General features: G+C 62.7%; 23 protein-coding genes and 3 pseudogenes. 11 read left to right on the forward strand and 15 right to left on the reverse strand.

Annotated elements, in window-relative coordinates:
* Positions 1-7 precede the first annotated feature (7 nt).
* Together L6D64_RS21490 and L6D64_RS21495 are read left to right on the forward strand one after the other, a co-directional pair.
* The gene (locus L6D64_RS21490) at positions 8-2,452 is read left to right on the forward strand and encodes an alpha/beta fold hydrolase (RefSeq protein ID WP_176508035.1); all 2,445 of its coding nucleotides are present in this window, start codon (positions 8-10) and stop codon (positions 2,450-2,452) included.
* Positions 2,452-2,772, forward strand: a complete 321-nt coding sequence (locus L6D64_RS21495) for a YceK/YidQ family lipoprotein (RefSeq protein ID WP_176508034.1) — start codon at positions 2,452-2,454, stop codon at positions 2,770-2,772. Before L6D64_RS21490 ends, L6D64_RS21495 begins: the two co-directional genes overlap by 1 nt.
* A gap of 17 nt (positions 2,773-2,789) precedes the next feature.
* On the opposite strand, the gene L6D64_RS21500 is transcribed toward L6D64_RS21495, so the two are convergent.
* Positions 2,790-3,410: a LysE family translocator gene (locus L6D64_RS21500; protein ID WP_176508033.1), complete on the reverse strand. Its 621-nt coding sequence runs from the start codon at positions 3,408-3,410 to the stop codon at positions 2,790-2,792.
* Between the two features lie 90 nt (positions 3,411-3,500).
* Between L6D64_RS21500 and L6D64_RS21505 the strand changes: the two genes are divergently transcribed.
* Positions 3,501-4,502 (forward strand): 5'-nucleotidase, encoded by a 1,002-nt coding sequence (locus L6D64_RS21505; protein ID WP_236192568.1) that lies wholly within the window; start codon positions 3,501-3,503, stop codon positions 4,500-4,502.
* Between the two features lie 115 nt (positions 4,503-4,617).
* Here L6D64_RS21505 and trbK read toward each other — a convergent pair whose 3' ends face one another.
* Positions 4,618-4,797: an entry exclusion lipoprotein TrbK gene (trbK, locus tag L6D64_RS21510; protein ID WP_099814542.1), complete on the reverse strand. Its 180-nt coding sequence runs from the start codon at positions 4,795-4,797 to the stop codon at positions 4,618-4,620.
* Positions 4,798-4,922: 125 nt separating this feature from the next.
* Between trbK and L6D64_RS21515 the strand changes: the two genes are divergently transcribed.
* Positions 4,923-5,693, forward strand: coding sequence for an SDR family NAD(P)-dependent oxidoreductase (locus L6D64_RS21515; RefSeq protein WP_176508032.1), 771 nt, complete (start codon positions 4,923-4,925; stop codon positions 5,691-5,693).
* A gap of 12 nt (positions 5,694-5,705) precedes the next feature.
* Here the strand turns inward: L6D64_RS21515 and L6D64_RS21520 are convergent, their stop codons facing one another.
* The gene (locus tag L6D64_RS21520) at positions 5,706-6,359 is read right to left on the reverse strand and encodes an HD domain-containing protein (RefSeq protein WP_176508031.1); all 654 of its coding nucleotides are present in this window, start codon (positions 6,357-6,359) and stop codon (positions 5,706-5,708) included.
* Entirely contained in the window at positions 6,356-6,799 is a 444-nt protein-coding gene (locus L6D64_RS21525; protein WP_176508030.1) for a GNAT family N-acetyltransferase, read from the reverse strand. The genes L6D64_RS21520 and L6D64_RS21525 overlap by 4 nt, the downstream gene beginning before the upstream one ends.
* Before the next feature lie 196 nt (positions 6,800-6,995).
* Here L6D64_RS21525 and L6D64_RS21530 point away from each other — a divergent pair, with 196 nt between their 5' ends.
* The 3 genes from L6D64_RS21530 (at position 6,996) to gstA (ending at position 10,758) form a co-directional block, all read left to right on the forward strand.
* Positions 6,996-8,717, forward strand: a complete 1,722-nt coding sequence (locus L6D64_RS21530; RefSeq protein WP_176508029.1) for an ABC transporter permease — start codon at positions 6,996-6,998, stop codon at positions 8,715-8,717.
* 9 nt (positions 8,718-8,726) lie between these two features.
* Positions 8,727-10,031, forward strand: coding sequence for an ABC transporter ATP-binding protein (locus L6D64_RS21535; protein WP_176508028.1), 1,305 nt, complete (start codon positions 8,727-8,729; stop codon positions 10,029-10,031).
* Between the two features lie 121 nt (positions 10,032-10,152).
* On the forward strand, positions 10,153-10,758 hold the full coding sequence (gene gstA, locus L6D64_RS21540) for a glutathione transferase GstA (protein ID WP_176508027.1): 606 nt from the start codon (positions 10,153-10,155) through the stop codon (positions 10,756-10,758).
* Between the two features lie 61 nt (positions 10,759-10,819).
* Here gstA and L6D64_RS21545 read toward each other — a convergent pair whose 3' ends face one another.
* The 4 genes from L6D64_RS21545 to L6D64_RS21560 form a co-directional block, all read right to left on the reverse strand.
* Complete coding sequence (locus L6D64_RS21545) at positions 10,820-11,314, reverse strand: DUF1543 domain-containing protein (protein ID WP_176508026.1); 495 nt, start codon at positions 11,312-11,314, stop codon at positions 10,820-10,822.
* Between the two features lie 246 nt (positions 11,315-11,560).
* Positions 11,561-12,571 carry a cytochrome d ubiquinol oxidase subunit II gene (locus L6D64_RS21550; protein WP_176508025.1) on the reverse strand — a complete coding sequence of 337 codons (1,011 nt, stop codon included), beginning with the start codon at positions 12,569-12,571 and terminating at the stop codon, positions 11,561-11,563.
* 9 nt (positions 12,572-12,580) lie between these two features.
* The gene (locus tag L6D64_RS21555; protein ID WP_236192570.1) at positions 12,581-13,933 is read right to left on the reverse strand and encodes a cytochrome ubiquinol oxidase subunit I; all 1,353 of its coding nucleotides are present in this window, start codon (positions 13,931-13,933) and stop codon (positions 12,581-12,583) included.
* Between the two features lie 48 nt (positions 13,934-13,981).
* Complete coding sequence (locus L6D64_RS21560) at positions 13,982-16,336, reverse strand: FdhF/YdeP family oxidoreductase (RefSeq protein WP_176508023.1); 2,355 nt, start codon at positions 16,334-16,336, stop codon at positions 13,982-13,984.
* Positions 16,337-16,513: 177 nt separating this feature from the next.
* Here L6D64_RS21560 and L6D64_RS21565 point away from each other — a divergent pair, with 177 nt between their 5' ends.
* Positions 16,514-17,023 carry a ferritin-like domain-containing protein gene (locus L6D64_RS21565; protein ID WP_054883320.1) on the forward strand — a complete coding sequence of 170 codons (510 nt, stop codon included), beginning with the start codon at positions 16,514-16,516 and terminating at the stop codon, positions 17,021-17,023.
* A gap of 41 nt (positions 17,024-17,064) precedes the next feature.
* On the opposite strand, the gene L6D64_RS21570 is transcribed toward L6D64_RS21565, so the two are convergent.
* From L6D64_RS21570 to L6D64_RS28310, 3 genes and pseudogenes are all read right to left on the reverse strand, one after another.
* Positions 17,065-17,940 (reverse strand): manganese catalase family protein, encoded by an 876-nt coding sequence (locus L6D64_RS21570; RefSeq protein ID WP_176508022.1) that lies wholly within the window; start codon positions 17,938-17,940, stop codon positions 17,065-17,067.
* Positions 17,941-18,000: 60 nt separating this feature from the next.
* A pseudogene (locus L6D64_RS21575) lies at positions 18,001-18,093 on the reverse strand (con-10 family general stress protein); the annotation flags it as partial.
* Positions 18,094-18,354: pseudogene (locus L6D64_RS28310) on the reverse strand (con-10 family general stress protein); the annotation flags it as partial.
* Between the two features lie 308 nt (positions 18,355-18,662).
* Between L6D64_RS28310 and L6D64_RS21590 the strand changes: the two are divergent.
* Positions 18,663-18,881 carry a hypothetical protein gene (locus L6D64_RS21590; RefSeq protein WP_176508020.1) on the forward strand — a complete coding sequence of 73 codons (219 nt, stop codon included), beginning with the start codon at positions 18,663-18,665 and terminating at the stop codon, positions 18,879-18,881.
* 66 nt (positions 18,882-18,947) lie between these two features.
* Here L6D64_RS21590 and L6D64_RS21595 read toward each other — a convergent pair whose 3' ends face one another.
* Positions 18,948-20,024 carry a zinc-binding metallopeptidase family protein gene (locus tag L6D64_RS21595; RefSeq protein WP_176508019.1) on the reverse strand — a complete coding sequence of 359 codons (1,077 nt, stop codon included), beginning with the start codon at positions 20,022-20,024 and terminating at the stop codon, positions 18,948-18,950.
* A 321-nt stretch (positions 20,025-20,345) separates the two neighbouring features.
* Between L6D64_RS21595 and L6D64_RS21600 the strand changes: the two are divergent.
* A pseudogene (locus L6D64_RS21600) lies at positions 20,346-20,531 on the forward strand (con-10 family general stress protein); the annotation flags it as partial.
* A 64-nt stretch (positions 20,532-20,595) separates the two neighbouring features.
* Here the strand turns inward: L6D64_RS21600 and L6D64_RS21605 are convergent.
* Both L6D64_RS21605 and L6D64_RS21610 read right to left on the reverse strand, forming a co-directional pair.
* Positions 20,596-20,754, reverse strand: coding sequence for a hypothetical protein (locus L6D64_RS21605; RefSeq protein WP_176508017.1), 159 nt, complete (start codon positions 20,752-20,754; stop codon positions 20,596-20,598).
* 37 nt (positions 20,755-20,791) lie between these two features.
* Positions 20,792-20,953, reverse strand: coding sequence for a hypothetical protein (locus L6D64_RS21610; protein WP_176508016.1), 162 nt, complete (start codon positions 20,951-20,953; stop codon positions 20,792-20,794).
* Between the two features lie 177 nt (positions 20,954-21,130).
* Between L6D64_RS21610 and L6D64_RS21615 the strand changes: the two genes are divergently transcribed.
* A complete protein-coding gene (locus L6D64_RS21615) occupies positions 21,131-22,924 on the forward strand; it encodes a glycoside hydrolase family 15 protein (RefSeq protein ID WP_176508094.1) in 1,794 nt (597 codons plus the stop codon).
* Positions 22,925-22,934: 10 nt separating this feature from the next.
* Here the strand turns inward: L6D64_RS21615 and L6D64_RS21620 are convergent, their stop codons facing one another.
* Positions 22,935-24,074 (reverse strand): glutathione-independent formaldehyde dehydrogenase, encoded by a 1,140-nt coding sequence (locus L6D64_RS21620; protein ID WP_176508015.1) that lies wholly within the window; start codon positions 24,072-24,074, stop codon positions 22,935-22,937.
* Positions 24,075-24,245 lie beyond the last annotated feature (171 nt).

The raw sequence follows: 24,245 nt of genomic DNA on the forward strand, positions 1-24,245 counted from the left end.
AGCATCGATGAGCAAGCCTCTGCTGTACCTGCTGGCCGGCAACGGCAGCGCCGCCGACTGGTGGGACGATGCCCTGCCGCACTTCCGGCACTACCGGGTGCAGGCCCTGGAACTGCCCGGCTTCGGCGACAACCCCGCGCCGCCCTGCAAGGACCTGGACGAGTATGCGCAAGCCCTGCTGAGCCTGAGCGAACGCGGGCACGCCATCATGGCCGTTGGCGTCAGCGCGCTGATCGTGCTGCATGCCCTGCAGCGCAGCCCCGGCCATTTCAGCCGCAGCGTGCTGCTGGCCCCGGTCGGCGCCTTCCTCTGGCAACGCCGACTGCCGGCGCTGATGTCGCCGCTGCCGCTGCGCAAGGCCATCCACTGGCTGCTCAGCCACAAGCCGCACTGGTTCGCCGCCAAGTTTTCCAGCCAGCGCTGGACGCCCGCGCAGTACCAGCGCATGGGTGCCGGCTATGCCCGCTGCCGCGCCTTCGTGCCCTCCTGGGCGCAACTGCGCGCCGACACCGCGCTGCCGCTGCTGGAGTGGGTCACCGACCCCATCGAGCTGGTATGGGGCGACCACGACCACGTGCTGGGGATCGCCCAGGCCGCCGCCTGGTCAGCGATCCTCGCCCGCGCCGACCTGCGCATCAGCCTGCAACCGGGCTGGGGCCACTACCCCTGGATCGATGCGCCGGCCGAATTTGTCGCCTGGCTGGAGTCAGCCAGCCAAGGCTTCGTCGCCCACACCAAAGGCGGCCGCCTGCAACTGGCGGCACTGGCCGGCCAGGCTGTGCCCGAAGCCCTGAGCCTGGACGACGGCAACGACCCGCGCCTTGCCAGGCTGCTTGCCTCGGCCCCGGATGCCCTGTGGGCCGTGCGTTCCTCCAGTTATGCCGAGGACCAGGCCGATGCCGCCAATGCCGGCCTGAGCACCACTTACCTGCGCGTGCCCGGCGACGCCGTCGCCGACCGTGTCAGCGCACTGCGTGACGCCGGCGTCGAGGAAGTGGTGGTGCAGCGCTTCATCCAACCAAGGGTGTCCGGTATCGCCTTCGTGCGTCACCTGTCGGTGGAGCTGGAGTGGCTCGAAGGCCACCTGGAAGCGCTGGCCGACGGCCAGGCCAGCCCCCGGCGCGCAACGCTGTCGCGCTTGGGCGCTGCCTGGCAAAGCGGCCACTTCGCCAACGTGCATGGCCTGACAGCCAAGGCCCTCTGGGACTTCCTGCAAGGCGTGCTGAACGTCTTCCACTACGTGCCCGGCGATATCGAATGGGCCTGGGACGGCCAGCAACTGTGGCTGCTGCAGTATCGCCCGATCAGCGAGCATGGCTGGCGCCGCCACCTGACCTCGGCCAACATCGCCGAGATCCTGCCGCCGCAACCCAGCCGCTACGTCGAATACGCCCAGCGCCGCGCTGCCGCCAGCATCCCGGCGATCATGGCGCGCTGGGACAGCCGGGTGCTGCAGGACAACGAACCCTTCACCGCCGTGTTTGGCGGTGCCTCCTACATCAACAACGACTTGTTCCTTGCCCGCCTGGCCGACTGGGGCATCTCCGCTGCCAGCTACGCGGGCGAAGTCGGCGGCGCCACCCCCGCCCTGCCCTGGCGCCCGCTGCGCCTGCTGCGCGCTGTGCCGCGCCTGTGGCGCATGCAGCATGCTGCACGCAGCCACCTGCAGGCCCTGGCCCCGGGCCTGCAACGCTTCGACGCGGAACTGGCGCAGCTGCAGGCCGCCGGGGCTGACGGCCAGCAATTGGCAGACTGGTTCAGCCGCTTCTATGTCTTCGTGGTGCAAGGCAACCTGTGCATCGCCACGGCCCTGGCCAGCAGCGGCGGTGCCTGGCTGGGCCGGCCAGCGACCGCCTACAACGATCTGCAGCACAGCCCCCACCGTCTGCCGTGGGAAACAGACCCCGGCACGCCGCGGCCGGCGCCGACCGACCTGCCACTGCAGCCGCTGCCCGCCTGGCCATCCGCCGTTACCTTGGCCCATCGCCTCGGCCTGCCCGGCTTGCGGGGTTACTACCTGCAAGTGCGCGAGTGGTACCGGGACAACCTGATGCGGATTTTCTTCCGCGTGCACCACGCCATGCCTGAAGCCCAGCGTGCCGATTGGTTCGGCCCGCATCCTGACGTGCGCACGCGCGACGGCAGCTTCTGGCAAGACGGCAGCCAGGGCAGCGAACAGGCCACCGGTTTCATGATCTACCCTGGCCAGGTGCAAGGCATCCTGGGCCAGGACATCCTCCTCGAAGACAGCCTCGACCCCGGCCGCCATGCCCACTATCAGGCCGCACGGGCCGTGATTGCGCGCATGGGTGGGCGGTTGTCCCATGGTTCGACCTTGCTGCGCGAACTGCGCAAACCCTCGGCAGTGCTGCCGCAAGTGAGCAGCGAGTGGCTGGGGCGTGAGGTGCAGTATCGGGATGGGGAATTACGGCTGGTTGAAGGACCGCGTTGATGAAAGACCAGAAAGGGGTGTCAACCCTTGTGAAAAGGATTGCCAAGTACCTGACGCTCTCGCTGCCGCTGATGTTGAGTGGCTGCTGGAGTACCCTCATTCACCTCGATGGCGAGCGCTGTGTCTATCCGGGCACACGCTTTGGCTGGAACTTCGCCACGCGCAACGGCCCCGGTGGCTTAGTGGGCCTGATCGACGTACCCTTCTCCTTCGCGCTGGATACGGTACTGCTGCCCTATGACCTGACCGCGTTTCTGCCTGAAGATAGCGGTGGCGATCATCGGGAATGCAATCTGGATGGCTCGTTCGACGTGATGTAGCACACGGCGCTCGGCGCCTATCGCTTGCCCAGCGCCAGCCGAGCCGCGAACAACATGAATACCAGGCCGGTCGCACGGTCCATCCACTGGATGACCTTGTCCCGTCGCAGCAGCCCTGCTAACGGCCGAGTCGCGCTAATCAATGCCATCGCCCACAGCAGGCCTAGCACCACGTGAATGCTGACCAAGCCAAAGGTCCAGGCTACCAGAGGCTGACCTTGGGGAATGAACTGGGGCAGGAACGACACATAGAAGATGCCGACCTTGGGATTGAGCAGGTTGCCCATCAAGCCCTTGAAGAACCAGTTGCCAGCGCGCTGGCCATCTTTCCCGGCAGGTGCCAGCGATTGCCGTGGGCGCAAGAGCATGTTGAGGCCAAGCCAGGCCAGGTAGGCAGCCCCACAGTATTTGAGAATGTTGTAGGCAAGCTCCGATACAGCGATCAATGCGCCAAGGCCGAAAGCAACGGCTGCGCCCCACAGCAGGCAGCCAGCGTTGATGCCCAAAGCTGCACGCACGCCCTGCTTGCGGCCCTCTACCGTAGCGGTCCTGAGAATCAGCGCCGTGTCCAGGCCTGGGGTCAGGGTCAGCAGCGTGGCTGCGAGGGTAAAGGCAATGAGATTGTCGGCAATCGGCATGCGAATTCGGGCCTTGGTTGAACTCGGGCGCAGATTAGCATGGCGTTGGCCTATGATGGTGGCTGGTCCCCGCCTTTCTCAGGACAGCCCATGCCCTACCCCATCGAACAGAAACTCGTCGTCGGCGTCGCCTCCAGCGCCCTGTTCGACCTGACCGTCTCCGACAACATCTACCAGTGCGAAGGCGTCGAAGCGTATCGCCTGCACCAGGAAGAAAACCTCGACGTGCCCTTCCCAAAGGGCGTCGCCTTCCCGTTCATCCGCCGCTTCCTGAGCATCAACAAGGCCTTCCCCGAACAACTGCCGGTGGAAGTGGTGCTGCTCTCGCGCAACTCGCCGGAAACCGGTTTGCGGGTGTTCCGCTCGATCAACCATTACAACCTGGACATCACCCGCGCCGCGTTCATGTCCGGCCGTTCGCCCTACGAATACATCCCGGCGTTCAACGCCTCGCTGTTCCTCAGTGCCCATGAAGGCGACGTGCAGCGTGCAATCGACGCCGACTACCCGGCGGGCCTGGTGCTGCCGACGAAGATCTACGATGACGAGATCGACACCGAGCTGCGCGTGGCCTTCGACTTCGATGGCGTGATTGCCGATGACGAGGCGGAGAGCGTGTACAAGCAGCGCCTGAACCTGGATGAGTTCCAGGCCCATGAGCAAGATCGCAAGGCCATACCGCATCAGCCGGGGCCGCTGGCAGACCTGTACCGCAAGCTTTCACTGATTCGCAAACTGGAAGACCGCAAGTTGGCGCAGGACCCTGCGTACCAGCGCATCCTGCGCATCGCCATCGTCACGGCACGCAATGCGCCGGCCCATGAACGGGTGGTGACGACGCTGAAGAACTGGGGGGTTTCGCCGGATGAGTCGTTCTTCCTTGGCGGGATGGAGAAAGACCGGGTGCTGTCGATCCTCAAGCCGCACATGTTCTTCGACGACCAGCGCAGTCACCTGACGTCAGCGGCGGGGGACCTGCCGATGGTGCATGTGCCCTTCGGTGTGGCGAACAAAGAGAAGCAGCCCAGTGGTGCCAAACCTCTGACAACGGAGCATCCCGTTACGCCGCCTGCCAATCTTCGCCCGGCATGATACGGCGCATGAATTCACGCTGCATGCTTTGATTTGCAGTCGACCGTTCGAAAGCGACTCGACTTCGGCCCTGAAAAGCGTTTGACCGGTGCGATTCACGTAGTGCAAAGCCACCTCACGGCGACTGCCGAGGCATGCACTTTTCGACCAGCGTATCGCGGTTGGCATTGTTGGGGAGCGTCTTCAAACGATCGGGCTGGCAGTGTTCATCAGAGACCGCGTAGTGGGAAGAATCGTCGCCACAGGCCGCCAGCAAGGTAGCGATGGCAATCACAAGTAGGGATTTGCGAATCATCTGCTCACTCACTCCATTGACGGGCGGAGGTTTGGCAAAAGGATAGACGCCTGCCAAAAGCGTAGCGCGTCGCAGGGCGAGTTCAATGCCAGACTCGTATTCAATTCACTCGCGTGAGGTGCCGCATGAGCCTGATACCCAACCTCAACGGCCAGGCCAATGTCCTGGTAGCGGGCGCAAGCCGTGGCATCGGACTGGCACTGTGTACGGCCTTGCTGGCGCGTGACGAGGTGGCCCGGCTCTGGGCCGTGTCGCGCAATGCCAAAGGCAATGACGACCTCGCGACACTCGCCAGGCAACACGGCGAGCGCCTGGTACTGATGGATTGCGACGCACGTGATGAACGATCACTCGCGACACTGGCAACCGAACTCGGGCATACCTGCGATCACTTGCACCTGGTCATCAGCACCTTGGGCATCCTTCATCAGGAGGGCGCCAAGGCAGAAAAATCTCTGACACAGCTGGACCTGGCCGGCCTGCAGGTAAGCTTCGCGACCAATGCCTTCGCACCGATACTGCTGCTCAAGCACCTGCTGCCCTTGCTGCGCAAGGAACCCGCCACCTATGCCGCGCTGTCAGCCAGGGTTGGGTCAATTGGCGATAACCGCCTGGGTGGCTGGTACAGCTATCGAGCCAGCAAGGCGGCGCTCAATCAGTTGCTGCATACGGCAAGCATCGAACTGAGGCGCCTGAACCCGGCCGCCTCGGTACTGGCACTGCATCCCGGGACCACGGACACGCAGCTGTCGCAGCCGTTTCAAGGCAATGTGCCAGCGGGCAAGCTGTTTGACCCTGCGTTCGCCGCGCAGTGTGTCATCGAGCAGGTCGGACGGTTGGGGCCTGCGGACAGCGGAGGGTTCTGGGCGTGGGATGGACGAGCCATTGAATGGTGATAGCCCCAGCGCCTAGCCCTCGCCAACCTCATCCATGAAATCTGCAAGAAATGCTTCAAGCCGCGCATGGCGTTCGGCAGCCAGTCGAGCGCCTTCGCCGGTTGTGAAACCGGAGGCGAGTTTCAGCAGTTTGGTGTGGAAGTGCTCGATCGCATACACCGTATCCCGGTACTCCCTGCCCCGCGCAACGGGATTCTCGAAATCGTACAACGCAGACCCCATTCGCCCAGCCGTATAAAAACACCGGGCAATGCCTACCGCACCCAAAGCGTCCAGCCGATCGCTGTCCCGAAGGATCCTGGCCTCAAGCGTCTGCGGCGCGAAACCTGCCGAATAGCTGTGGGTCTTGACGGCATGCGCCACCTGTTCGACGCGCTGCGAAGGCCAGCCCAGATCAGCCAGGATTGACGCCGCCTTGTCCGCGGACAGCGACGAAGCCTGGTCACGCAGTGGCGAGTTCTTTTCTACCGCGACACAGTCATGCAGCACCGTCGCTGCAAGCAGCACTTGCAGATCACCGCCTTCCACCCGCTGTATCCGCTGCACGTTGACCCAAACGCGATGGATATGGGACAGGTCGTGGGAGCCATCTTGCTGGCTCGCCGGCAGGTATTTCAGCAACTCGGCGGCGAGGTGCTGGAACGGGGTAAACACTTCACCAGTCATCTCAGTTTCTCCATCGGCTGATAGACCAGCCCGGCGAACTCGCCCACTTCCCCGGCCAAAACGAAACCGTAGCGCTGGTATGCAGGCACGGAGCTCAACGAAGCCCTGACGGTCAGGACCTGGCTCCTTGCGTAGGCCAGAACCTCATTCATCAGGCGCGCCCCCACACCCCGGCGTTGCCATGCAGGCGCCACGAACAGCATCGCTACATGACGGCCTTCCTTGAGCTCAACCAGGCCACAGAGGTTGCCATCCGCTTCGCAGACCAGGATCAGGTTATCGCCTTGCATGCGTTCGGCGAACGCTTGCTCGGCAGCAACCTTGGCAAACGTCTCCACCCCCTGCTCGGTCAGCGATGGCGCCACCGCCAGCGTAAATGCCTCCAGACACAGGGCGCTGGCGCGGGGTATGTCTGCGTGGGTCAGTTTACGTATGTGCATATCAAAAAAGTTATCCATGGCCTTGGTACCTTCACGTGACATTCCATTTCAGACAGCTGAACCTTAGCCGTACAGCGGGGTTACTGGACCTCTGAGCATCATTTTTTTGCCACATTGACCTGTCATCCACCTCGACCATACTGGCTCAGGTGTTGGCATCTGCCCCTTTACACCTCCTGACGATCGAGACCTGTTCATGGCCCGCCTGTTCAACCCCTCGCCAGGCCTGCGTGAGGTAGCGCCCAATCGCTGGGACTGGATCCTTCTGCCATTGGTGCTGGTGGTCCTGGTGCTGGCCGCCTATGGCGCCATGCAGATGAGCCGGCCGTTCGTGGTCGGCGAGGCGCTGCCGATTGCCCTCGACCCGGTCAACCTGCCCTACTACCTGATGCGCACCATCCTGCGGATGTTCATCGCACTGGGCTTCTCGCTGCTGTTCGCCTTCGTCTTCGCTGCGCTGGCGGCCAAGTATCGCGCCGCCGAAAAGGCCATGATCCCGTTACTGGACGTGCTCCAGTCGGTACCTATCCTGGGTTTCCAGGCCATCGCCATCGCGCCGTTCATCGCGCTGTTCCCGGGCAACCTGCTGGGGGTCGAATGCGCGGCGATCTTCGCCATCTTCACCTCCCAGGCGTGGAACATGGCGCTGAGCCTGTACCAGTCGTTCCGCACCGTGCCGCCGGAGCTGAACGAGGCTGCGCGGATCTTCCGTCTCTCGGCCTGGCAGCGCTTCTGGCGCCTGGAGCTGCCGTTCGCGATGCCTGGCCTGCTGTGGAACATGATGATGTCGATGTCGGGTGGCTGGTTCTTCCTGGTCGCCGCCGAGGCCATCTCGGTGGCTGGGCAGGACATCAAGTTGCCCGGCATCGGCTCCTACATCGCCGTGGCCATCGACCAACGCAACCTCGGCGCCATCGCCTGGGCCATCGGCGCGATGCTCACCGGCATCCTGCTCTACGACCAGCTGTTCTTCCGCCCGCTGCTGGCCTGGGCTGACCGCTTCCGCTTCGAAGACACCCAAGGCGACACCGCGCAACGCGCCTGGCTGCTTGACTGGGGGCGCCGCAGCCGCTGGCTGAGCGCCTTCAGTGCGCAGCTGGCCAAGGGCTTGCAGAACGCCATGGGCTGGTTCGCCCAGCGCCACGACGGCACCGTGGCGCGGCGCCCGTGGCTGCGCCTGCCGGCCTGGTGGCCGCGCGCCTGGGACATCCTCCTGGTGCTGGCCTGCGCCTTTGCCTTCTTGCGCCTGGGGCTGTTCGTGCACCAGGACGTCGGCTGGGGCGAAGCCCTGCACGTGCTCGGCCTGGGCCTGATCACACTGTGCCGGGTGATGCTGCTGATTGGCCTGGCCTCGCTGGTGTGGGTGCCGCTGTCGATCTGGATCGGCCTGCGCCCGCGCTACTCGCAGAAGGTGCAGGCGCTGGCGCAGTTCCTCGCCGCCTTCCCGGTCAACCTGCTGTTCCCGCTGGTCGTCCTGCTGCTGGTGCATTTCCAGCTCAGCCCGAACATCTGGCTGAGCCCACTGATGGTGTTCGGCACCCAGTGGTACATCCTGTTCAACGTGGTGGCGGGGGCTGCGGCCATTCCCTATGAACTGCGCCTGGCCGCCGACAACCTCGGCCTGCGCGGCTGGCTGAAATGGAAGCGCGTGTACCTGCCAGCGGTATTTCCCAGCTTCGTCACCGGCGCCATCACGGCCAGTGGCGGTTCGTGGAACGCCAGTATCGTCGCCGAATACGTCAGCTGGGGCGACACTTCGCTGGTGGCCGACGGCTTGGGCAGCTACATCAAGCAGATGACCGACGCCGGCGACTTCCACCGCATTGCCCTGGGCATCGGCGTGATGTGCATCTACGTGATGCTGCTGAACCGCTTCTTCTGGCGCCGCCTGTACCTGCGCGCCGAAAGCCGTCGTTGAGGACCTGCCATGAAACAACCACCGCTGATCCAGCTCAAGGGCGTGAGCAAGGCCTTCCGTGCCACCGACGGCACGCCGCGAACCATCCTCGAAGGCGTCGACTTGCAGCTGCGCGAGCGTGAGATCGTCGCCCTGCTCGGCCGCTCCGGTTCGGGCAAGTCGACCCTGCTGCGGATCATCGCCGGCCTGATCGGTGCCGACCGCGGCACCGTCACCTACCGCGGCCAGCCGATCCACGGCCCGGTGGGCGGTGTGGCCATGGTCTTCCAGACCTTCGCGCTGTTCCCCTGGCTGACCGTGCAGCAGAACGTCGAACTCGGCCTGGAGGCCCAGGGTGTGAGCCCGGCCGAACGCGAGCGCCTGGCCGACGCCGCGCTTGAGCTGATCGGCCTGTCCGGCTTCGGCGGCGCCCTGCCACGCGAACTGTCCGGCGGCATGCGCCAGCGCGTGGGCATCGCCCGTGCCCTGGTGATGAACCCCGAAGTGCTGCTGATGGACGAGGCCTTCTCGGCCCTCGACGTGCTCACCGGCGAAACCCTGCGCGACGACATGCTCGAACTCTGGGAAGAACACCGCATCACCACCCGCAGCATTCTGGTGGTGTCGCACAATATCGAGGAAACGGTGATGATGGCCGACCGCATCCTGATCCTCTCCAGCGACCCGGGCCGGGTGCGTTCGGAACTGCACATCGACCTGCCGCGCCCGCGCAACGCTGACTCGGAAGAGGTCCGCGCGCTGATCGACGAGGTCTATGCGCTGATGACCCAGCGCCCCGAGGCCATCGCTGCCGCCGGCGCGCCACCGGCCGTGGAGCTCGGCTACCGGCTGCCCGACGCCGATATCGCGCGGATGGAGAGCGTGCTCGAACTGATCGCCGGCGAACCGTTCAACGGCGAGGCCGACCTGCCGCACCTGGCCGAGGAAACCGAGCTGCCCGACGAGGTCCTGTTCCCGATTTACGAGGCACTCGGCCTGCTCGGCTTCGCCCAGGTGGTCGAGGGCGACATCCGCCTCACACGCCACGGCCGCAATTATGTGACCGCCCGCCAGGCGCGGCGCCAGGACCTGTTCGCACGCCAGTGCAAGGGCCGCGTGTCCCTGATCGGCTACATCCTCGACAGCCTGCACCTTGAGCCTGCCGGCCTGCAGGAAAAAACCGTGCTCGACCGCCTGACGGAATACATGGACGCCGAGGAAGCCGAGCGTGTGCTCAAGGTGGCCATCGAGTGGGGGCGCTATGCCGAGCTGTATGAGTACGACTTCCACACGCGCCGCCTGACCCTGGCCCGGGAAATCATCGATGAGCAGTGATTGTGCTGGCCGCTGGTCAGCGGTTTGCCTGAGAGCCTGCTTTGCTGTCATAACCTGAGCGCTGCACAGCGCCTCACCACGCCAGCCGTATCCAGGCTGGCCCACTCAATGGGAGAAGACCATGAAGCTCTTTTACTCGCCGGGTGCCTGTTCACTCTCGCCGCATATCGTCCTCAACGAACTGGACCTGCCCTACACCGTCGAAAAGGTCGACCTCAAGACCCATACCACGGCCAGTGGCGCGGATTTCTACATGCTCAATGCCAAAGGCTATGTGCCGGCCCTGCAGCTGGATAACGGCGAAGTCCTCACCGAGGGCCCGGCGATCATCCAGTACCTTGCCGAGCACAAGCCCCAGGCCAACCTGCTACCGCCTGCTGGCACGCTGGAGCGCGCGCGGGTGCAGGAATGGCTGAATTTCATCGGTACCGAGCTGCACAAGACCCTCGCCGCCTTGTTCAACCCGAGCATCAGCCCGGAGGCCAAAAGCAAGACCATCGAAACCTTCGGCAAACGCCTGGGGTTCGTCGACAAGGCCTTGCAGGGCAAGGATTACCTGACCGGTAACGCTTTCAGCGTGGCCGATGCCTACCTGTTCACCATCGTCAACTGGGCGCCGATGCTGAAAATCGACCTCTCGCCCTGGCCAACGGTGGTGCAGTTCCAGAAGCGCGTCGCCAACCGCCCGGCCGTGCAGAAAACCCTGAAAGCCGAAGGCTTGATCTGACCCGCACCGGGTTCGAGCGGCCAGCCCCTCGCAGGCTTGCGCCGCTCGCCAGGGGCCAAGGCTAGGCCAGTACGATGTAGTCGTTGCGCTGCACGATCCCGGCATGCGGCCCCTCAACCAGGTGCACATAGCGGCCGCCCACTTCATCAATGGGCAAGCAGTCGTCAACGTCCAGCACCGCATCGGTATGGGCCTTTGCCCAATGTGACAGAATCTGCCGCTTGCCTTTTGCCTTGGCCTCGCTCTTGCTACTGGCCACGACCAACAGATAATGATGCGCTTCGCCGAACGTCTGTGACTCGTAGCCACCCAGGTTGATGAAGTACAGGCGAGGTGCATCGGGCAATGGCGCCAAGCTGCTCAATTCCACCCGCCAGCCCTCGACACCATCGACAGCCATCCAGGCGTCGATATGCATGCCTTTGAGGCTGCCGAACCAGCTGTCACGCAGTTGCGGGTAGGCTTGTTCCAGCGTATCGGCCACCACGAAAACGACGTCGTGCACCTCGATTTTTGCCCGAGGGTGTTTACCGCCAAGCAGCACTACGAAAAGCATTCATTATCCCTGTCATCGGCTTCTGCTCAGGATCGGCAGCTGCAAGTACCTTGTCATGCGATGTAAGCCCACCACTGGCGAACCATCGACACGTCGATAGCCTGGAGGTTATCAGGGTTTGTGCAGTAGTACTGTAAGGTCAAGGCGCCGCGTTGAACTCTTCGCGGGCGCCCGCTCCCATAAATATCGCTGTTCGGCTCACCGGCAGCCAGGGGTCTGGTGATAGCCCAGCCATGCAATGATTGCTCAGGGTGTGCCTCGACCCCACACATGGACTTTCCCGCTAAACACACGGAAACCAAAGGTGTTGTAGAAAAAGGTCACCGGCATCAGCAGGACAAAACCAGCCAGCATGAACGTTTGGCTTGTCCTGCCCGACGCGGCGCTGAACAGCGTGAGGCTGGGCGGGACGATCAGCGGAAAGAGGGTAATGACCATCAGCGTGAACGCCAGGACGAACACACTCAGCGCGCAGATCAGCGGCACTACGTCGTAGCGACTTCGAAAGCTGAGCGCAAAAGCGATGAAGGCAACCAGACCTGTTCCGCCCATTGCCCCCAGAACGACCGGGTTGAAAAGTCGCTGCGCATAACCGGGGTTCAGGCCAGAGGTCCAGAGGAGCAGCACCATCAGCAGCACCAGGGTGGCTGCAGCAAGACATTGCGCTTGCCTGCGCGCTGTTCGCTGCAGGTCACCTTCGCTTCGCCAATACAGCCAACAGGCCCCGAGCCACGCATAGCCCACCACCAGCACGCCCGCGCAGTAGAGTGCGAAAGGGCTGAGCCATTCCCAGCCGGTTCCGCTGAATTGCCCGTTCTGGCTGGAAATGCCTTGCACCAGCGTTCCCAGCGCCGCGCCCTGGCATCCCCCGGCGACCAACGACCCGCACGTGTGCAGCGCGTCGATGCCGCGCTTGAGGGTCGGGCTTTGCGTATAATCGCGAAATTCCAATGCCATGGCACGCATGATCAGCGCCAGGAACATGGCAATGAAGGGCAGGTACAACGCCGGTAGCAGCACCGCATACGCCAGCGGAAACAGCGCCAGCAGCCCTCCGCCCCCCAGCACCAGCCAGGTTTCGTTGGCATCCCAGATGGGCAGGATCGACACCGCCATGGCGCGCCGTCGCCCGGCGCTGCGGGTCAGCCCCATGAGAATGCCGACGCCCAGATCCGTACCGTCGAGCAGCACGTAGCTGAGCACCGAGAACGCGAGAGCGGCAGCTGAAAGCAAAACGATCACGTCACCTTCGAGCATGGGCGCACCTCATGGCCTGCCGATTTCATCCGCAAGGGTCGGCTGCGGTTCTGGCTCCTCTGCCTTGGCAGGATGACGCAGCATGCGCAGCAATACCCACAAGCCGATGCCGAACACCACCAGATAGAAAACCAGAATCACGCCGGTCGCGCCGACGGCTTGGTCCCTTGAGACCGGCGATACACTGTCAGCCGTTCGCAGCACGTTGTAGACCGTAAAGGGTTGCCGGCCCACCTCGGTGACCACCCAGCCACTGATCATGGCGATGAAACCGGCCGGGGCCATCAGCACGCAGCAACGGTGCATCCAGCGCGCCGTGTACAAGCGCTGTCGATGACGCAATACCAGGCTGGTGATGCCGAGGACGATCATCAGCAGCCCCAAGCCCACCATCAGGCGGAAGGCCCAGAACACCATCGCGACAGGCGGGATGTCCTGGGGCGCGAATTCCGTGAGCGGTGTGATCGAGCTGCTCAGGTCATGGCGCAGATACAACGAAGCTACGCGTGGAATCGCCAACTCGAAATGATTGCGCCGCTCGGCCATGTCGGGCAGTGCAAACAACCGCAACGGCTCACCTGCGCCGGGTGCAGGGCGCACCCATGCGCCCTCCATTGCAGCCACCTTCTGTGGCTGATACCTCAGCGTGTTCTCGCCATGCAGATCGCCTGCAATCAGCTGGACAGGCGCGAGCGCGGCAAGGGTCCACATTGCCATGCTGAACTGGACTCTGGCATGACGGTTGGAGGGCTCGCGCAACAACTGCCATGCACTCGCGCCAGCAATGAGCAAGGCGGTGGCCAGGAAGGTCGCCAGCAGCATATGGGCGAAGCGATAAGGGAATGAAGGGTTGAAGATGATCGCCCACCAGTCCTGCGCGATGAACCGCCCATCCGGGCCAATGCCGAAACCGCGCGGCGTGTGCATCCAGGCGTTTGCCGAGAGGATCCAGAAGGCACTGATGATGGCGCCGACAGCCACCGCGCAGGTGGCGAAGAAATGCAGCTTGGGCCCTACCTTTTTCATGCCGAACAGCATGATCCCGAGGAAACCTGCCTCGAGGAAAAACGCCGCCATCACCTCGTAGAACATCAGCGGCCCGAGGATTTCCCCTGCCTGGGTGGACAGCCGTGACCAGTTGAGACCCAACTGGTATTCGAGGATGAGGCCTGACGCAGTACCTATCGCGACGTTGAGCGCGAACAGCTTCAGCCAGTACCGGTAGATATCCAGATAGACCGGCTCCCGGCGCCACAGCCACAGCGCCTCCAGCACCAGCAGAAAATTCGCCAGACCAATGCTGAACGCCGCCAGCACGATATGAAAGCTGATGGTCACCGCGAACTGGGCCCGTGCCGCCATCAGCCCCCATTCAACACTCTCCATAGGGCTCCCCTGCTCGAAGTCCCGCTATACGACCTGGTCAGTTGCGGGCACGGCATGTTCGAGATCGTCGACATCTGGCTGCGCATCGATCAAGATCACGGGCACCGATTTCGCGGCCGGGACTTTGCTGCGTCTGGCGTGGTGCCATAGCGGGACGAGCGCATTGGATTCCGGGTAGTAAGACGCAGCGCACCCTTCCGGAATGTCGTAGGCGATGATCTGGAAAGGCCCTGCCTCACGCCGCACAGCCGGTTCAATGGCCGTGCGCAAGCGCACCCAGCCGCCCGGCACGAAGCCCAGGCGTACGATATCGTTGCGGTTGAGGAACACCACTTTGCGCGTGCCCTTCACGCCCCTGAAGCGGTCATCGTAGCCGTACACCGTCGTGTTGAACTGGTCATTGCTGCGCAGCGTCATCAGTTGCAGGACATTTCGGCCCGCTTCGCCTGACAGGACATCATCATCCTCGTCCAGCGATGCGGGCGTAATGAACTGGGCCTTGCCCGACGGCGTGGCCCATTGGCGCTGCGCAGCGCCCAACGGCCGATGAAACCCACCGGGCTCCCACATGCGTGTTTCAAAGTCATGGAAGATGTCCGGATAGACTTCGCTGATGGCCTGGCGAACGCGTGCGTAGTCCTGGCTCCAGTGCAGCCAGGGAATGGCCACGGCGTTGCCCAGCGTGGCGTCGGCCAAGGCGGCGACGATCGCCAGTTCCGAGCGCAACTGCTCCCCTGCCGGTTCTGCGGTGCCACGCCAGGCGTGAATGCACCCGGTACTGTCTTCAGTGGTGTACGTCTGCTCTATGCCCCGCTGGCGGTCGATTTCGATCCTGCCCAGGCAGGGCAGCAGCCAGGTGTGTGCACCGGGCACCAGGTGCGTGCGATTGAGCTTGGTGGCGATCTGCACGCTCAGACCAAGCCCCGCCCACGCAGGCTCCATTCGACGCGTGTCGGGTACCGCGCGCAGAAAGTTGCCGCCAAGCCCGATGAACCCCTTCACACGGCCATCGAGAATGCCCTCACAGGCCTCGACCGTGGTCAGGCCCTTGTGCTCAGGGACCTTGAAGCCGAACAGTGCCTCGATCTTGTCCTTGGGCACCTTTGCAGGGTCTTCGGTGATCCCTACGGTGCGCTGGCCCTGCACATTGGAGTGCCCCCTCACCGGGCAGATACCGGCCCCCGGCTTGCCGATATTGCCGCGCAACAACAGCAGGTTGACCAGCATCTGCACGTTACCTACGCCGTGCCGGTGCTGGGTCATGCCCATGCCATAGACGATCATCACCTTCTCGCTGCGCGCATACACCGTGGCGGCGGCCTCCATCGCACTGCGGCTCAGGCCGGACCGGTGCTCCAGCTCAGCCCATGCATAGCCCCGCACCTGCTCTATGAAGTCGACCAGGCCCTCGGTATGTTGCGCAAGAAAAGCATGATCCAGCACGGGCGGCTCGCCGTTGATGTTCGACCGGTCCTCCATCTCGAGCAGGGCCTTGGCAATGCCCATCACGGCAGCGGTGTCACCGCCGATGGCGACCTGGTGATATTGGGTGCTGATGGCCGTGGATTTCGGACCGAGCATTTCAGTGGGGGACTGGGGATTGACGAAGCGCTCCAGCCCCCGTTCCCGGATCGGGTTGAAGGTGATGATCGGAACGTTGCGCTTGCGCACCTCTTGAAGCGGATGAAGCATGCGCGGGCTGTTGCTGCCGACGTTTTGCCCGAAGAAAAAGATGCAATCGGTGTGTTCGAAATCGGCCAGGGTGACCGTGCCTACCGGCACGCCAATGCTTTCCTGCAAGCCCACCGACGTGCTTTCGTGGCACATGTTGGAACTGTCGGGAAGGTTGTTGGTGCCATAGGCACGGGCAAACAGCTGGTAGACGAACGATGTCTCGAGCGATGCGCGCCCTGACGCGTAGAACACCACCTCGTCGGGGCTCAGCGCACGGAGTTGCGTGGCGATGGCCTCTGTAGCCTCCTCCCAGGTCGTCACCACATACCGATCGGTCTGCTTGTCATACCGCAGTGGATGGGTAAGACGGCCGTGCTGCTCAAGCTGGTAATCCGTCCAGCCACGCAATTCACTGAGCGAATGCGCCGTGAAGAACTCGGGTGAGCTGCGCAACGCGGTCAATTCCCAGGCCGTCGCCTTGGCGCCGTTTTCGCAAAATTCCAAAGCGTGAGGGTCGCCAGGCTTGGCCCATGCACAACTGACACAGGCGAAACCGTTGGGCTTGTTCTGTTTGGTCAACGCGCGCGTGCCGTTGATCAAGGTCTGCTCGCGCCAGAGGATGTTCAGCACCGAATGGGCAGACCCCCAGCCTCCGGACGCCGAGGTATAAGGTCGAAAATGCGAAGTGCCGTGGATCATCCTCATGCCGACCTCGTCTCGTTATATGTATCAAACGTTACGAGTACGACGCCTACCTGAAGTTCGGCGCTTCTGCCCGGTGGAATCCGCTCCTGCCCATGCCCCATTCGTCGATCCAACTGAGCGTGGCACCGCCGGGCGCTTTCCCAACAGGTACCTATCACTGGATGCGAGGTACTGATCATGGCAAGTGCGAAAGAAAACCTGCTCGACTGGCTGCGTGACGCCCATGCGATGGAGCAACAGGCCGAGAGCATGCTCAAGGGACAGGCAGAGCGGCTGGAGCATTACCCCGAGTTGAAAGGCCGCATCGTCAAACATATCGAAGAGACTCAAGGGCAGCAGCGCGTGCTGGTCGAATGCATCGAGCGCCTGGGCGGCAGCACATCGACCTTGAAGGACCTGGCGGGCAAGCTCATGGCGTTCGGGCAGGCGGTCGGCGGGATGACCATGAGCGATGAAGTGGTCAAAGGGGCGATGGCAGGCTATGTGTTCGAAAACCTGGAGATTGCTTCCTACACCGTGCTCATAGAAGCCGCCGAAGCGGCCGGCGACAGCGCGACGGCGCAAGCCTGTCGTTCGATCCTCAAGGAAGAAGTCGCCATGGCCGAATGGCTCAAGGCGCATCTGCCGGAAGTAACCCGTGCATTCCTGGCCCGCTCGGCCGACCCTGATGCAGAAGCCAAGCGCTGAATACGCATCCCGCGCCGGACTCGCTCCGGCGCGGGCATTTCTCATTGCTGCCCACTGTTCACTTTGCCGAGTTCCGCTCCGGTCAGAGGTTGCGCATCCGGGTCCGACTGGGTACGCAGCTTCATGGCTGCGAGGGTGTCTGCGCCGCGTTCATCGAGCTGGACACTGGCCGAGCCATCGCCACCGTCCACAGCGGGCTGCGGTTCATCGACGTAAATCCAGTCTTGCCCTTCATTCCAGGCCCCACGCATCTCCCCGCCCTGGGACAGATTGAAATACGTGCGATTGAGCTCAGGGTCGCCGGGCAACTTGCCTTGCGGGAAGTTTGGCTGGATAGCGTGCAGCGCCTTTTCGAACGACATCTGGTGGGCGATCTCACGGCTCATCAAGAAGCCCAAGGCATCCTTGATGCCGGGATCATCGGTAACGTTGATCAGCCGTTCATAGACGATCTTGGCGCGCGCCTCGGCAGCAATGTTCGAGCGCAAGTCGGCCGTCGGTTCGCCAATGGTGTCGATGTAGGCCGCGCTCCACGGTACCCCGGCGGAATTGACCAGCGGGGCTCCGGCACCGTATAGCAGGCTGGTGACATGGGAGTCATTGCCGGCGCCGGTCAGCGAGCGGTACAGCTCGCCCTCGGCCTCTACGCCTTCGGCCAGGCTGCCCTTGGCGCCTTTGTTGAGCATCACCACGATCGAGCCGATGATCTCCAGGTGGCTGAGCTCTTCGGTGGCAATGTCATAGAGCATGTCCTTGCGTCCTGCGTCATCCTCACTGACCGCCTGGGTGAAGTAGCGCATCGCGGCGGCCAGTTCACCCTGCGGCCCACCGAACTGTTCCAGCAGTAAATTAGCCAGGCCGGGGTTGGGTTGCGCCACGCGCACGGTGTATTGCAATCGCTTGTTATGCATGAACATAAGCAGGTCCTCATCAGTGCGCAGGGGCAGCCGGGCTGCCCCCTGCACGTTTATGGATGATCAGCGGTTGTCATCACTCTTGCGACCGCCGCCGTGGCTGTGCTGGCCACCTACACGGCCGGCTTCGGAAGCCTTTTCGCGGTCATTGGCAAAATTGCCCCCTGACGCCTGGCCACCTTTATGGCCCGCTTCCGAGGCACGCTCAGGGTCGTTCTTGAAATTGCCTCCCGAGGCCTGGCCCCCTTTGTGGCCTGCTTCAGAGGCGCGTTCCGGGTCGTTCTTGAAGTTGCCGCCTGATACCTGGCCGCCTTTGTGCCCGGCTTCGGAAGCCTTTTCCCGGTCGTTGGCGAAGTTGCCAGGATTGGTGTTGGCGTTGCCGCCTTGATTACCGCGGTTGTCCTGATTGCTAGCCATGATTGACACCTCATGTCGGTAGATACACACAGGAAGGTCTGTGTTTATCAGTGACCGGTACCAAGCGCCGCATCGTGCATTGAGTTTCGAAAAGGCGGACGAAACGCGCTAATGAACGCAGGCCTTTTTTCTTGGCAGATGGCTGCTGGTGCCTGGGTATTCTCGGTGCCGATAGAGGGGACTCTGAATGCAATGGCCACGACCCACCGCGGTGATGGAGCCAACCATCAACCGGGGTGAACGGATTGGATTGCGCCACGATCAACCAGAAGGTTCGCGCCTCCTCTATCCGCAAAAGGACATTCGACATGGCCAGCTACCTTTACCTGATCAGCTACATCCTCGATAACCAACCCGGCACTTGCGAGTTGCGCAGTGACCAGGAAGACCTCAGCCGCGAAGCTGCCCGCGATTATCTGCAAGGCCTGCATCGCAACGAAGCGTCATCCTTCACTGACGTTCAGGTTCAGCGTCTTGAACATGACCACGAGCGCGGTACATCGCCAGGGCATTACCAGCAGCCCTGACGAGCTACCGGCATGGCCGTGATGCTTGAACGGATAGCGCCGTTGTGACGTCGGCTCGAGCCAGGCTCACGCTGTTGTCCGTTGCGGACCGCCAGCCGTCGAGCCTGTCAGATACTCCACCAGCGTCGCAGCGCAGGCCGAAATACCCTCCACCAGCACCATCTCGAAACCGTGGGTGTTTTCCGTGGGAATGGCGATGCAACCCGCCTGTGCATCAACGCCCGTGCTCAGCACCGCACTGGCGTCGGAGGCGAAATCCACCAGCAGTGCCGACTGCGGGGCATAACCTGCTCGTCGGCTGGCGGCGATCAACGCTTGAACGACAGGGCGGCTGTAGTAGCCCTTCTGGTCGCCGGTATTGATGATCGGGTTGACCGAGAGCTGCGTACCGTATTCTTCCAGCACCGGCCCCACCTCGACCGCGATGGTGGTTTCGCCTGGCAGCCTGGAAGCCGCGTACAGGGCACCGGCATTGGACTCCTCCTCCAGGGTGGTCAGGACGAACCAGACGTCTTGCTGCAGCTGTTGCCTTCTCGGGTGCAGCAGCCGTGCGCAGTGGATCACCGCAGTCAACGGCGCCCGGTCATCCAGAAAATGAGCCGCGACACAATCATTGACCTGGAAGGGTTTGCGCCAATGCTGGCTGAGCACCACACGCGTGCCCGGCCGCACGCCTGCTTGCTCCAGCTCGGCGTTGGAGGTGCGGGTAACGACGTAGACATCCTTCCACTGAACATTGCCCGCCAGCACATCTCGCCCGTTCGAAGTCCGACCGCTGTTGTGCATCGAGCCGTAAGACAGAACACCCGGCAGGGTCTTTTCATCGCCCAGGATATCGACAGGGCAGACACCAAAACTGATGGGTTGCGCCCCGCCCAGGGCCAAGACTTCCAAGGTGCCGTCCGCACGAACGTTCTTGACGATCATGGCGATCTCATCAAGGTGGGCCATGACCCGGATGGCTGCATCAGGGTCACAAGCACGAGATGCTCGAACGACCCCGATCACATTCCCGGCCCTGTCGACATAGGCCTCGTCGCACACGTCTTGCAACGCTCGCAGACAGATGGCCCGAACTTCATCTTCCTGGCCGCCCGGGCCACGGGCGTTCAGCAACTCAGTCAGCAACGCTTCGATGTCCAACGGTCATCCTCCTCGCCTGATCGCTAGCGGTTGACCTGAACGTCGCAGGCCACGTTCAGTTGCGTCCTGCCAGCGTGGCGAGCCAACGGGGCGCATTTTTTGAACTGACAAAGGCCGGGGCGCTGATAAAACAGATTGCAGATACTGGCTGCCCAGGCTCTGCGGCGCGATTAATCCCATATCGAGTCCTTTCATGCGTTTCGTCCGGCAACGGCGATTTAACGGGAGCATTGCCCCCCTGTCGAAGCGTCGGAGTTGAACACAGACTTTCCTGTGTGCCACATGAGGTGAAAGATCATGGCTAACAATCAAAGCAACCGTGGGCAACAAGGCGGTACCGCTCAGAACAACCCAGGCAATTTTGCCAATGACCGGGAGAAGGCATCCGAGGCAGGCCGCAAGGGCGGCCAGGCTTCCGGCGGCAACTTTGCCAACGACCGCGAACGCGCATCGGAGGCTGGCCGCAAAGGCGGACAGAACAGCCACGGCGGCGGTCGTAACAGCTAAGGGCATCGGCCTGTGCTGAATGTGCCGGGGCGAGGCATGGCCCCGGCATTTTTATGCACCGCACTCAAAGCGATTGGCCATCGTCCTCGATGTCTTGCTCAGCCTCTGCAGCATCGGTGGCATCCGCGTCATTCAGCGGCGGTGAGGTGGGTTTTTCCGGATCGTTGATGAAAGGCACACCACTCGGGCCGTGTTCTTCGAGCCCTTGCGTTTTTGGTTGCATGGCAAAGCCTCCGGGTCGGCAATTATCTGGATGAATTTCAGCGTTTGTCTCGCCCGTGGCCACGGGCCGTTTTCTGCGCAGTGGAGTCCTGCGCGGTACCGGTCGAACCATCGGGCCGACGGGCATTGTTATCCCGCTCCTGTTCGCCGGTAACTTTTGTTTGCGGGCCTGGCTGCTGCGGTTGGACTTGTTTGGTCATGTCGCTCTCCTGTCGTTTCTACCCAGTACAAAAGGGAAGCCAGACTGATGCACAAAGTTCAGGCGAGGTTGGCAGCACGGGATGGGCGGATAAACGAACTTGGCGCGCAATCGGTATGTCCCACACAGAACAGCAGATCTTGCAGGCATGCCAATGGAAAGAGAACCGAGCGAGGGGATGCAATACGGTGCGCCTCAGCGGGACGAAGGTGGCTGGCTACCCCTGGAGGAATACGGCGCGCTGGGCGATGGCCGCTCCGTTGCGCTCATCGGCCTGGACGGTTCCATCGACTGGTGGTGCGTCCCCCACATGGACTCCCCGCCCCTGTTCGACAAACTGCTGGCCCCGCATACGGGCGGCTACTTCTCGATCACCCCCAGTGCGCCGTTCGTTGCCGAGCGCCGCTACCTGCCCGACAGCAATGTGCTCGAAACCACCTTCATCACCGATGAGGGTCGCGCCCGCCTTACCGAGTCCCTGAACAGCGGCCCGGCCGGCCGGTTGCCCTGGGCTGAACTGGCCAGGCGCATCGAAGGCATCGAAGGGCAGATGGACTTGCACATCGCCATCGATTTCGGCACCCAGGCCGATACGGTCAGCCCCTACCTGGCACCGAATGACAATGCATGCGTATTCCATGCAGGGCGCATACTCGGCATGTTCCTGCATGATCACCAGGTACAGGTCAAGCGCAAGGACGACCTGGGCGTGCGGGCCTCGCTCAGCGTTGCCGCCGGGCAGCGCGCAGTGGTCGCGATCATTGCCGGGCGTGATGAGCCACTGGTAGTACCGCCACTGGCCTTGATCGACGAACGCATCGATGGCTCACACCGGGAGTGGTGCCAATGGTCCAGGAGCCTGGTCTACGATGGCCCGTACAAACCGCTGGTGGTGCGCAACGCGCTGGCACTCAAGCTGCTGCTGTCCTCGCCCAGTGGCTCGATCATGGCGGCAGCCACCTCATCGCTTCCTGAGCGCATCGGTGGCAACAAGAACTACGACTACCGGTTCGCCTGGATCCGTGATGCCGGCTACACCATCGAAGCGTTTCTGAGCATCGGTGCGCAGCCAGAAGCCAAGGCCGCCTTCAGCTGGTTGCTGCGGCGGCTGGATGAACACGGGCCACGGGTGTTCTATACCCTGGACGGGGCCATCGGGGCTTGTGTGCGGCCGATCGACCTCCCTGGCTACAAGCATTCGCCGCCCGTCGTCGGCAACGATGCCCGTGACCAACTGCAACATGGCGTGTTCGGCGATATTTTCGAGACCGCCCGCTGCTTCATCGACTGCGGCAACATTCTCGACTCGCCCAGCGCCATGATCCTGTCGGCACTGGCCGACCAGTGCGCCGACGGCTGGAGACAGCAAGACGCCGGTATCTGGGAACTGCCGGACAAGCAGCATTACACGATGTCCAAGATCAGCTGCTGGCAAGCCTTGAGCCGGGCCATCGAGCTGGCCGATGGCGGCCACCTGCCCACCACCTGCCGGGAACGCTGGGATCGCGAGCGGCAACGCGTTCAGGCTTGGATTGAAGCCCACTGCTGGAGCGAGGTACATCAGGCGTACCTGTTCTACCCAGGCAGTGATCGGCTGGACGCTTCGCTGGCACTCGCGGTGCGCTTCGGTTACCCCAGCGTGGCGCGGCTACGCAGCACCTTGGAGGCGATACAGGACGAGTTGGGTGCCGGTCCGTTCCACTACCGCTACAGCGAAGCTCAGACGCAGGAAGGTTGCTTCCTGGCCTGCACGTTCTGGGTGATCGAAGCCTGGGCCATCCTCGGCCAGCAAGCGCGAGCCGAGGCGGCCTATGGCAAAGCGTTGGGCGCACTGTCGCAGGGGGTGGGCATCTACTCGGAGATGGTCGACCCGGAGAATGGACAGTACCTTGGCAACCTGCCGCAGGGCCTGAGCCACCTGGCTGCTTTACGGGCAGCGTTGGCCATCGGTGGCTATCGCCCTGATCGATGATGCCCTCGGCTCAAGCCGCTGGCTTGAGCACCACCTTCGTCCAGCCATCATCCCTTGCATCGAAATGCTGGTAGGCCTGCGGGCCTTCAGTAAGCCTCAGGCGATGAGAAATGATCTGCGAAGGCTTGGCCCGCCCATGGTGGATAAGCGCTGCAAGACGGCGATTGTACGCCTTCACGTTCGCCTGGCCGGTGCGGATCTGCTGGCCTTTGAACCAGAACGCGCCGAAATCGAAGGCCATCTTGCCCTCTTTCGCCAAGTCGTTTTTCGCACCAGGGTCTTGCGGCACGAACACGCCCACGACACCTATGCCACCAGTAGCCTTGGTCGAAGCGACCAGGTTGTTCATGGTGAGGTTGTTCACTTCATGCCCATGCTTGTCACAGCACTGATAGCCGACGCACTCGCACCCGCGGTCGGTGCCTCTGCCATGGGTCAGGTTGAGGATCTCTTCCACGGCCTTCTGCTCCACGGCGTTGATGGGGGTTGCCCCAAGCTGCGCGGCAAGCTGCAGGCGGTCTGGCTGGTTGTCGACCACGAACACCTGAGAGGCACCTTTGATGATGGCCGAATGCGCCGCCATCAACCCGACAGGCCCGGCACCATAGATCGCGATGCTCTCGCCAGGCTGCAGGCCGGCCAGCTCTGTGGCATGCCAACCGGTAGGGAAAATATCGGAGAGCATGACGTAGTCATCTTCGCGTTCCTCGGCATCTTCCGGCAGGACCAGGCAATTGAAATCTCCATAGGGCACGCGCAGCAATTCCGCCTGGCCACCCTGATAAGGCCCCATGTCGGCGAAACCGTAGGCAGCGCCGGCAGTGCCCGGATTGGCGGTCAGGCAAAATCCCGTGAGCCCTTTTTCACAGTTTTCGCAGAAGCCACAGCCGATATTGAATGGCAGGCAAACGCGATCACCGACTTTGACCCGGTCGACCCCGGCGCCTACCTCGATCACCTCGCCGAGGTTTTCATGGCCGAATACCCGCCCGGTTTCGAATGACGTTCGCCCCTCATACATGTGGAGGTCGGAACCGCAAATGTTGGTGGTGGTAATGCGTACCAGCACGTCTGTTGGCTTCTCGATCATCGCGTCCTGCACATCCTTGACCGCGACGTCACGTGGGCCGTTGTACACGATGGCTTTCATAGGTTGAACTCCCGAATGTCAGAGGCGACCGAAAGGCGCCCTACCCTGTTGAGGTAACTGCTGAGGTTCAGGTGTTCAGTGCGCTGCGTGACAAGCCAGATCAGTGGCGCTAATGGCTGTCGCCCTGGTTTCAGGGGGATGGCACGGGCTGCGCCCGTGTTCGCGGGAAAA

Source organism: Pseudomonas urethralis (assembly GCF_021602465.1).
Taxonomy (GTDB): Bacteria; Pseudomonadota; Gammaproteobacteria; order Pseudomonadales; family Pseudomonadaceae; genus Aquipseudomonas; species Aquipseudomonas vlassakiae.

Bases quoted from the DNA above. Each gene is read 5' to 3' on its own strand.
- L6D64_RS21490 (WP_176508035.1), top strand. From the start codon at position 8: ATGAGCAAGCCTCTGCTGTACCTGCTGGCCGGCAACGGCAGCGCCGCC.
- L6D64_RS21535 (WP_176508028.1), top strand. From the start codon at position 8,727: ATGAAACAACCACCGCTGATCCAGCTCAAGGGCGTGAGCAAGGCCTTC.
- L6D64_RS21605 (WP_176508017.1), bottom strand. From the start codon at position 20,754: ATGCAACCAAAAACGCAAGGGCTCGAAGAACACGGCCCGAGTGGTGTG.
- L6D64_RS21500 (WP_176508033.1), bottom strand. From the start codon at position 3,410: ATGCCGATTGCCGACAATCTCATTGCCTTTACCCTCGCAGCCACGCTG.
- L6D64_RS21570 (WP_176508022.1), bottom strand. From the start codon at position 17,940: ATGTTCATGCATAACAAGCGATTGCAATACACCGTGCGCGTGGCGCAA.
- L6D64_RS21520 (WP_176508031.1), bottom strand. From the start codon at position 6,359: ATGACTGGTGAAGTGTTTACCCCGTTCCAGCACCTCGCCGCCGAGTTG.
- L6D64_RS21560 (WP_176508023.1), bottom strand. From the start codon at position 16,336: ATGAGGATGATCCACGGCACTTCGCATTTTCGACCTTATACCTCGGCG.
- L6D64_RS21530 (WP_176508029.1), top strand. From the start codon at position 6,996: ATGGCCCGCCTGTTCAACCCCTCGCCAGGCCTGCGTGAGGTAGCGCCC.
- L6D64_RS21525 (WP_176508030.1), bottom strand. From the start codon at position 6,799: ATGCACATACGTAAACTGACCCACGCAGACATACCCCGCGCCAGCGCC.
- L6D64_RS21550 (WP_176508025.1), bottom strand. From the start codon at position 12,571: ATGCTCGAAGGTGACGTGATCGTTTTGCTTTCAGCTGCCGCTCTCGCG.
- L6D64_RS21610 (WP_176508016.1), bottom strand. From the start codon at position 20,953: ATGACCAAACAAGTCCAACCGCAGCAGCCAGGCCCGCAAACAAAAGTT.
- L6D64_RS21620 (WP_176508015.1), bottom strand. From the start codon at position 24,074: ATGAAAGCCATCGTGTACAACGGCCCACGTGACGTCGCGGTCAAGGAT.
- trbK (WP_099814542.1), bottom strand. From the start codon at position 4,797: ATGATTCGCAAATCCCTACTTGTGATTGCCATCGCTACCTTGCTGGCG.
- L6D64_RS21590 (WP_176508020.1), top strand. From the start codon at position 18,663: ATGGCCAGCTACCTTTACCTGATCAGCTACATCCTCGATAACCAACCC.
- L6D64_RS21565 (WP_054883320.1), top strand. From the start codon at position 16,514: ATGGCAAGTGCGAAAGAAAACCTGCTCGACTGGCTGCGTGACGCCCAT.
- L6D64_RS21515 (WP_176508032.1), top strand. From the start codon at position 4,923: ATGAGCCTGATACCCAACCTCAACGGCCAGGCCAATGTCCTGGTAGCG.
- L6D64_RS21555 (WP_236192570.1), bottom strand. From the start codon at position 13,933: ATGGCGGCACGGGCCCAGTTCGCGGTGACCATCAGCTTTCATATCGTG.
- gstA (WP_176508027.1), top strand. From the start codon at position 10,153: ATGAAGCTCTTTTACTCGCCGGGTGCCTGTTCACTCTCGCCGCATATC.
- L6D64_RS21505 (WP_236192568.1), top strand. From the start codon at position 3,501: ATGCCCTACCCCATCGAACAGAAACTCGTCGTCGGCGTCGCCTCCAGC.
- L6D64_RS21495 (WP_176508034.1), top strand. From the start codon at position 2,452: ATGAAAGACCAGAAAGGGGTGTCAACCCTTGTGAAAAGGATTGCCAAG.
- L6D64_RS21615 (WP_176508094.1), top strand. From the start codon at position 21,131: ATGCAATACGGTGCGCCTCAGCGGGACGAAGGTGGCTGGCTACCCCTG.
- L6D64_RS21545 (WP_176508026.1), bottom strand. From the start codon at position 11,314: ATGCTTTTCGTAGTGCTGCTTGGCGGTAAACACCCTCGGGCAAAAATC.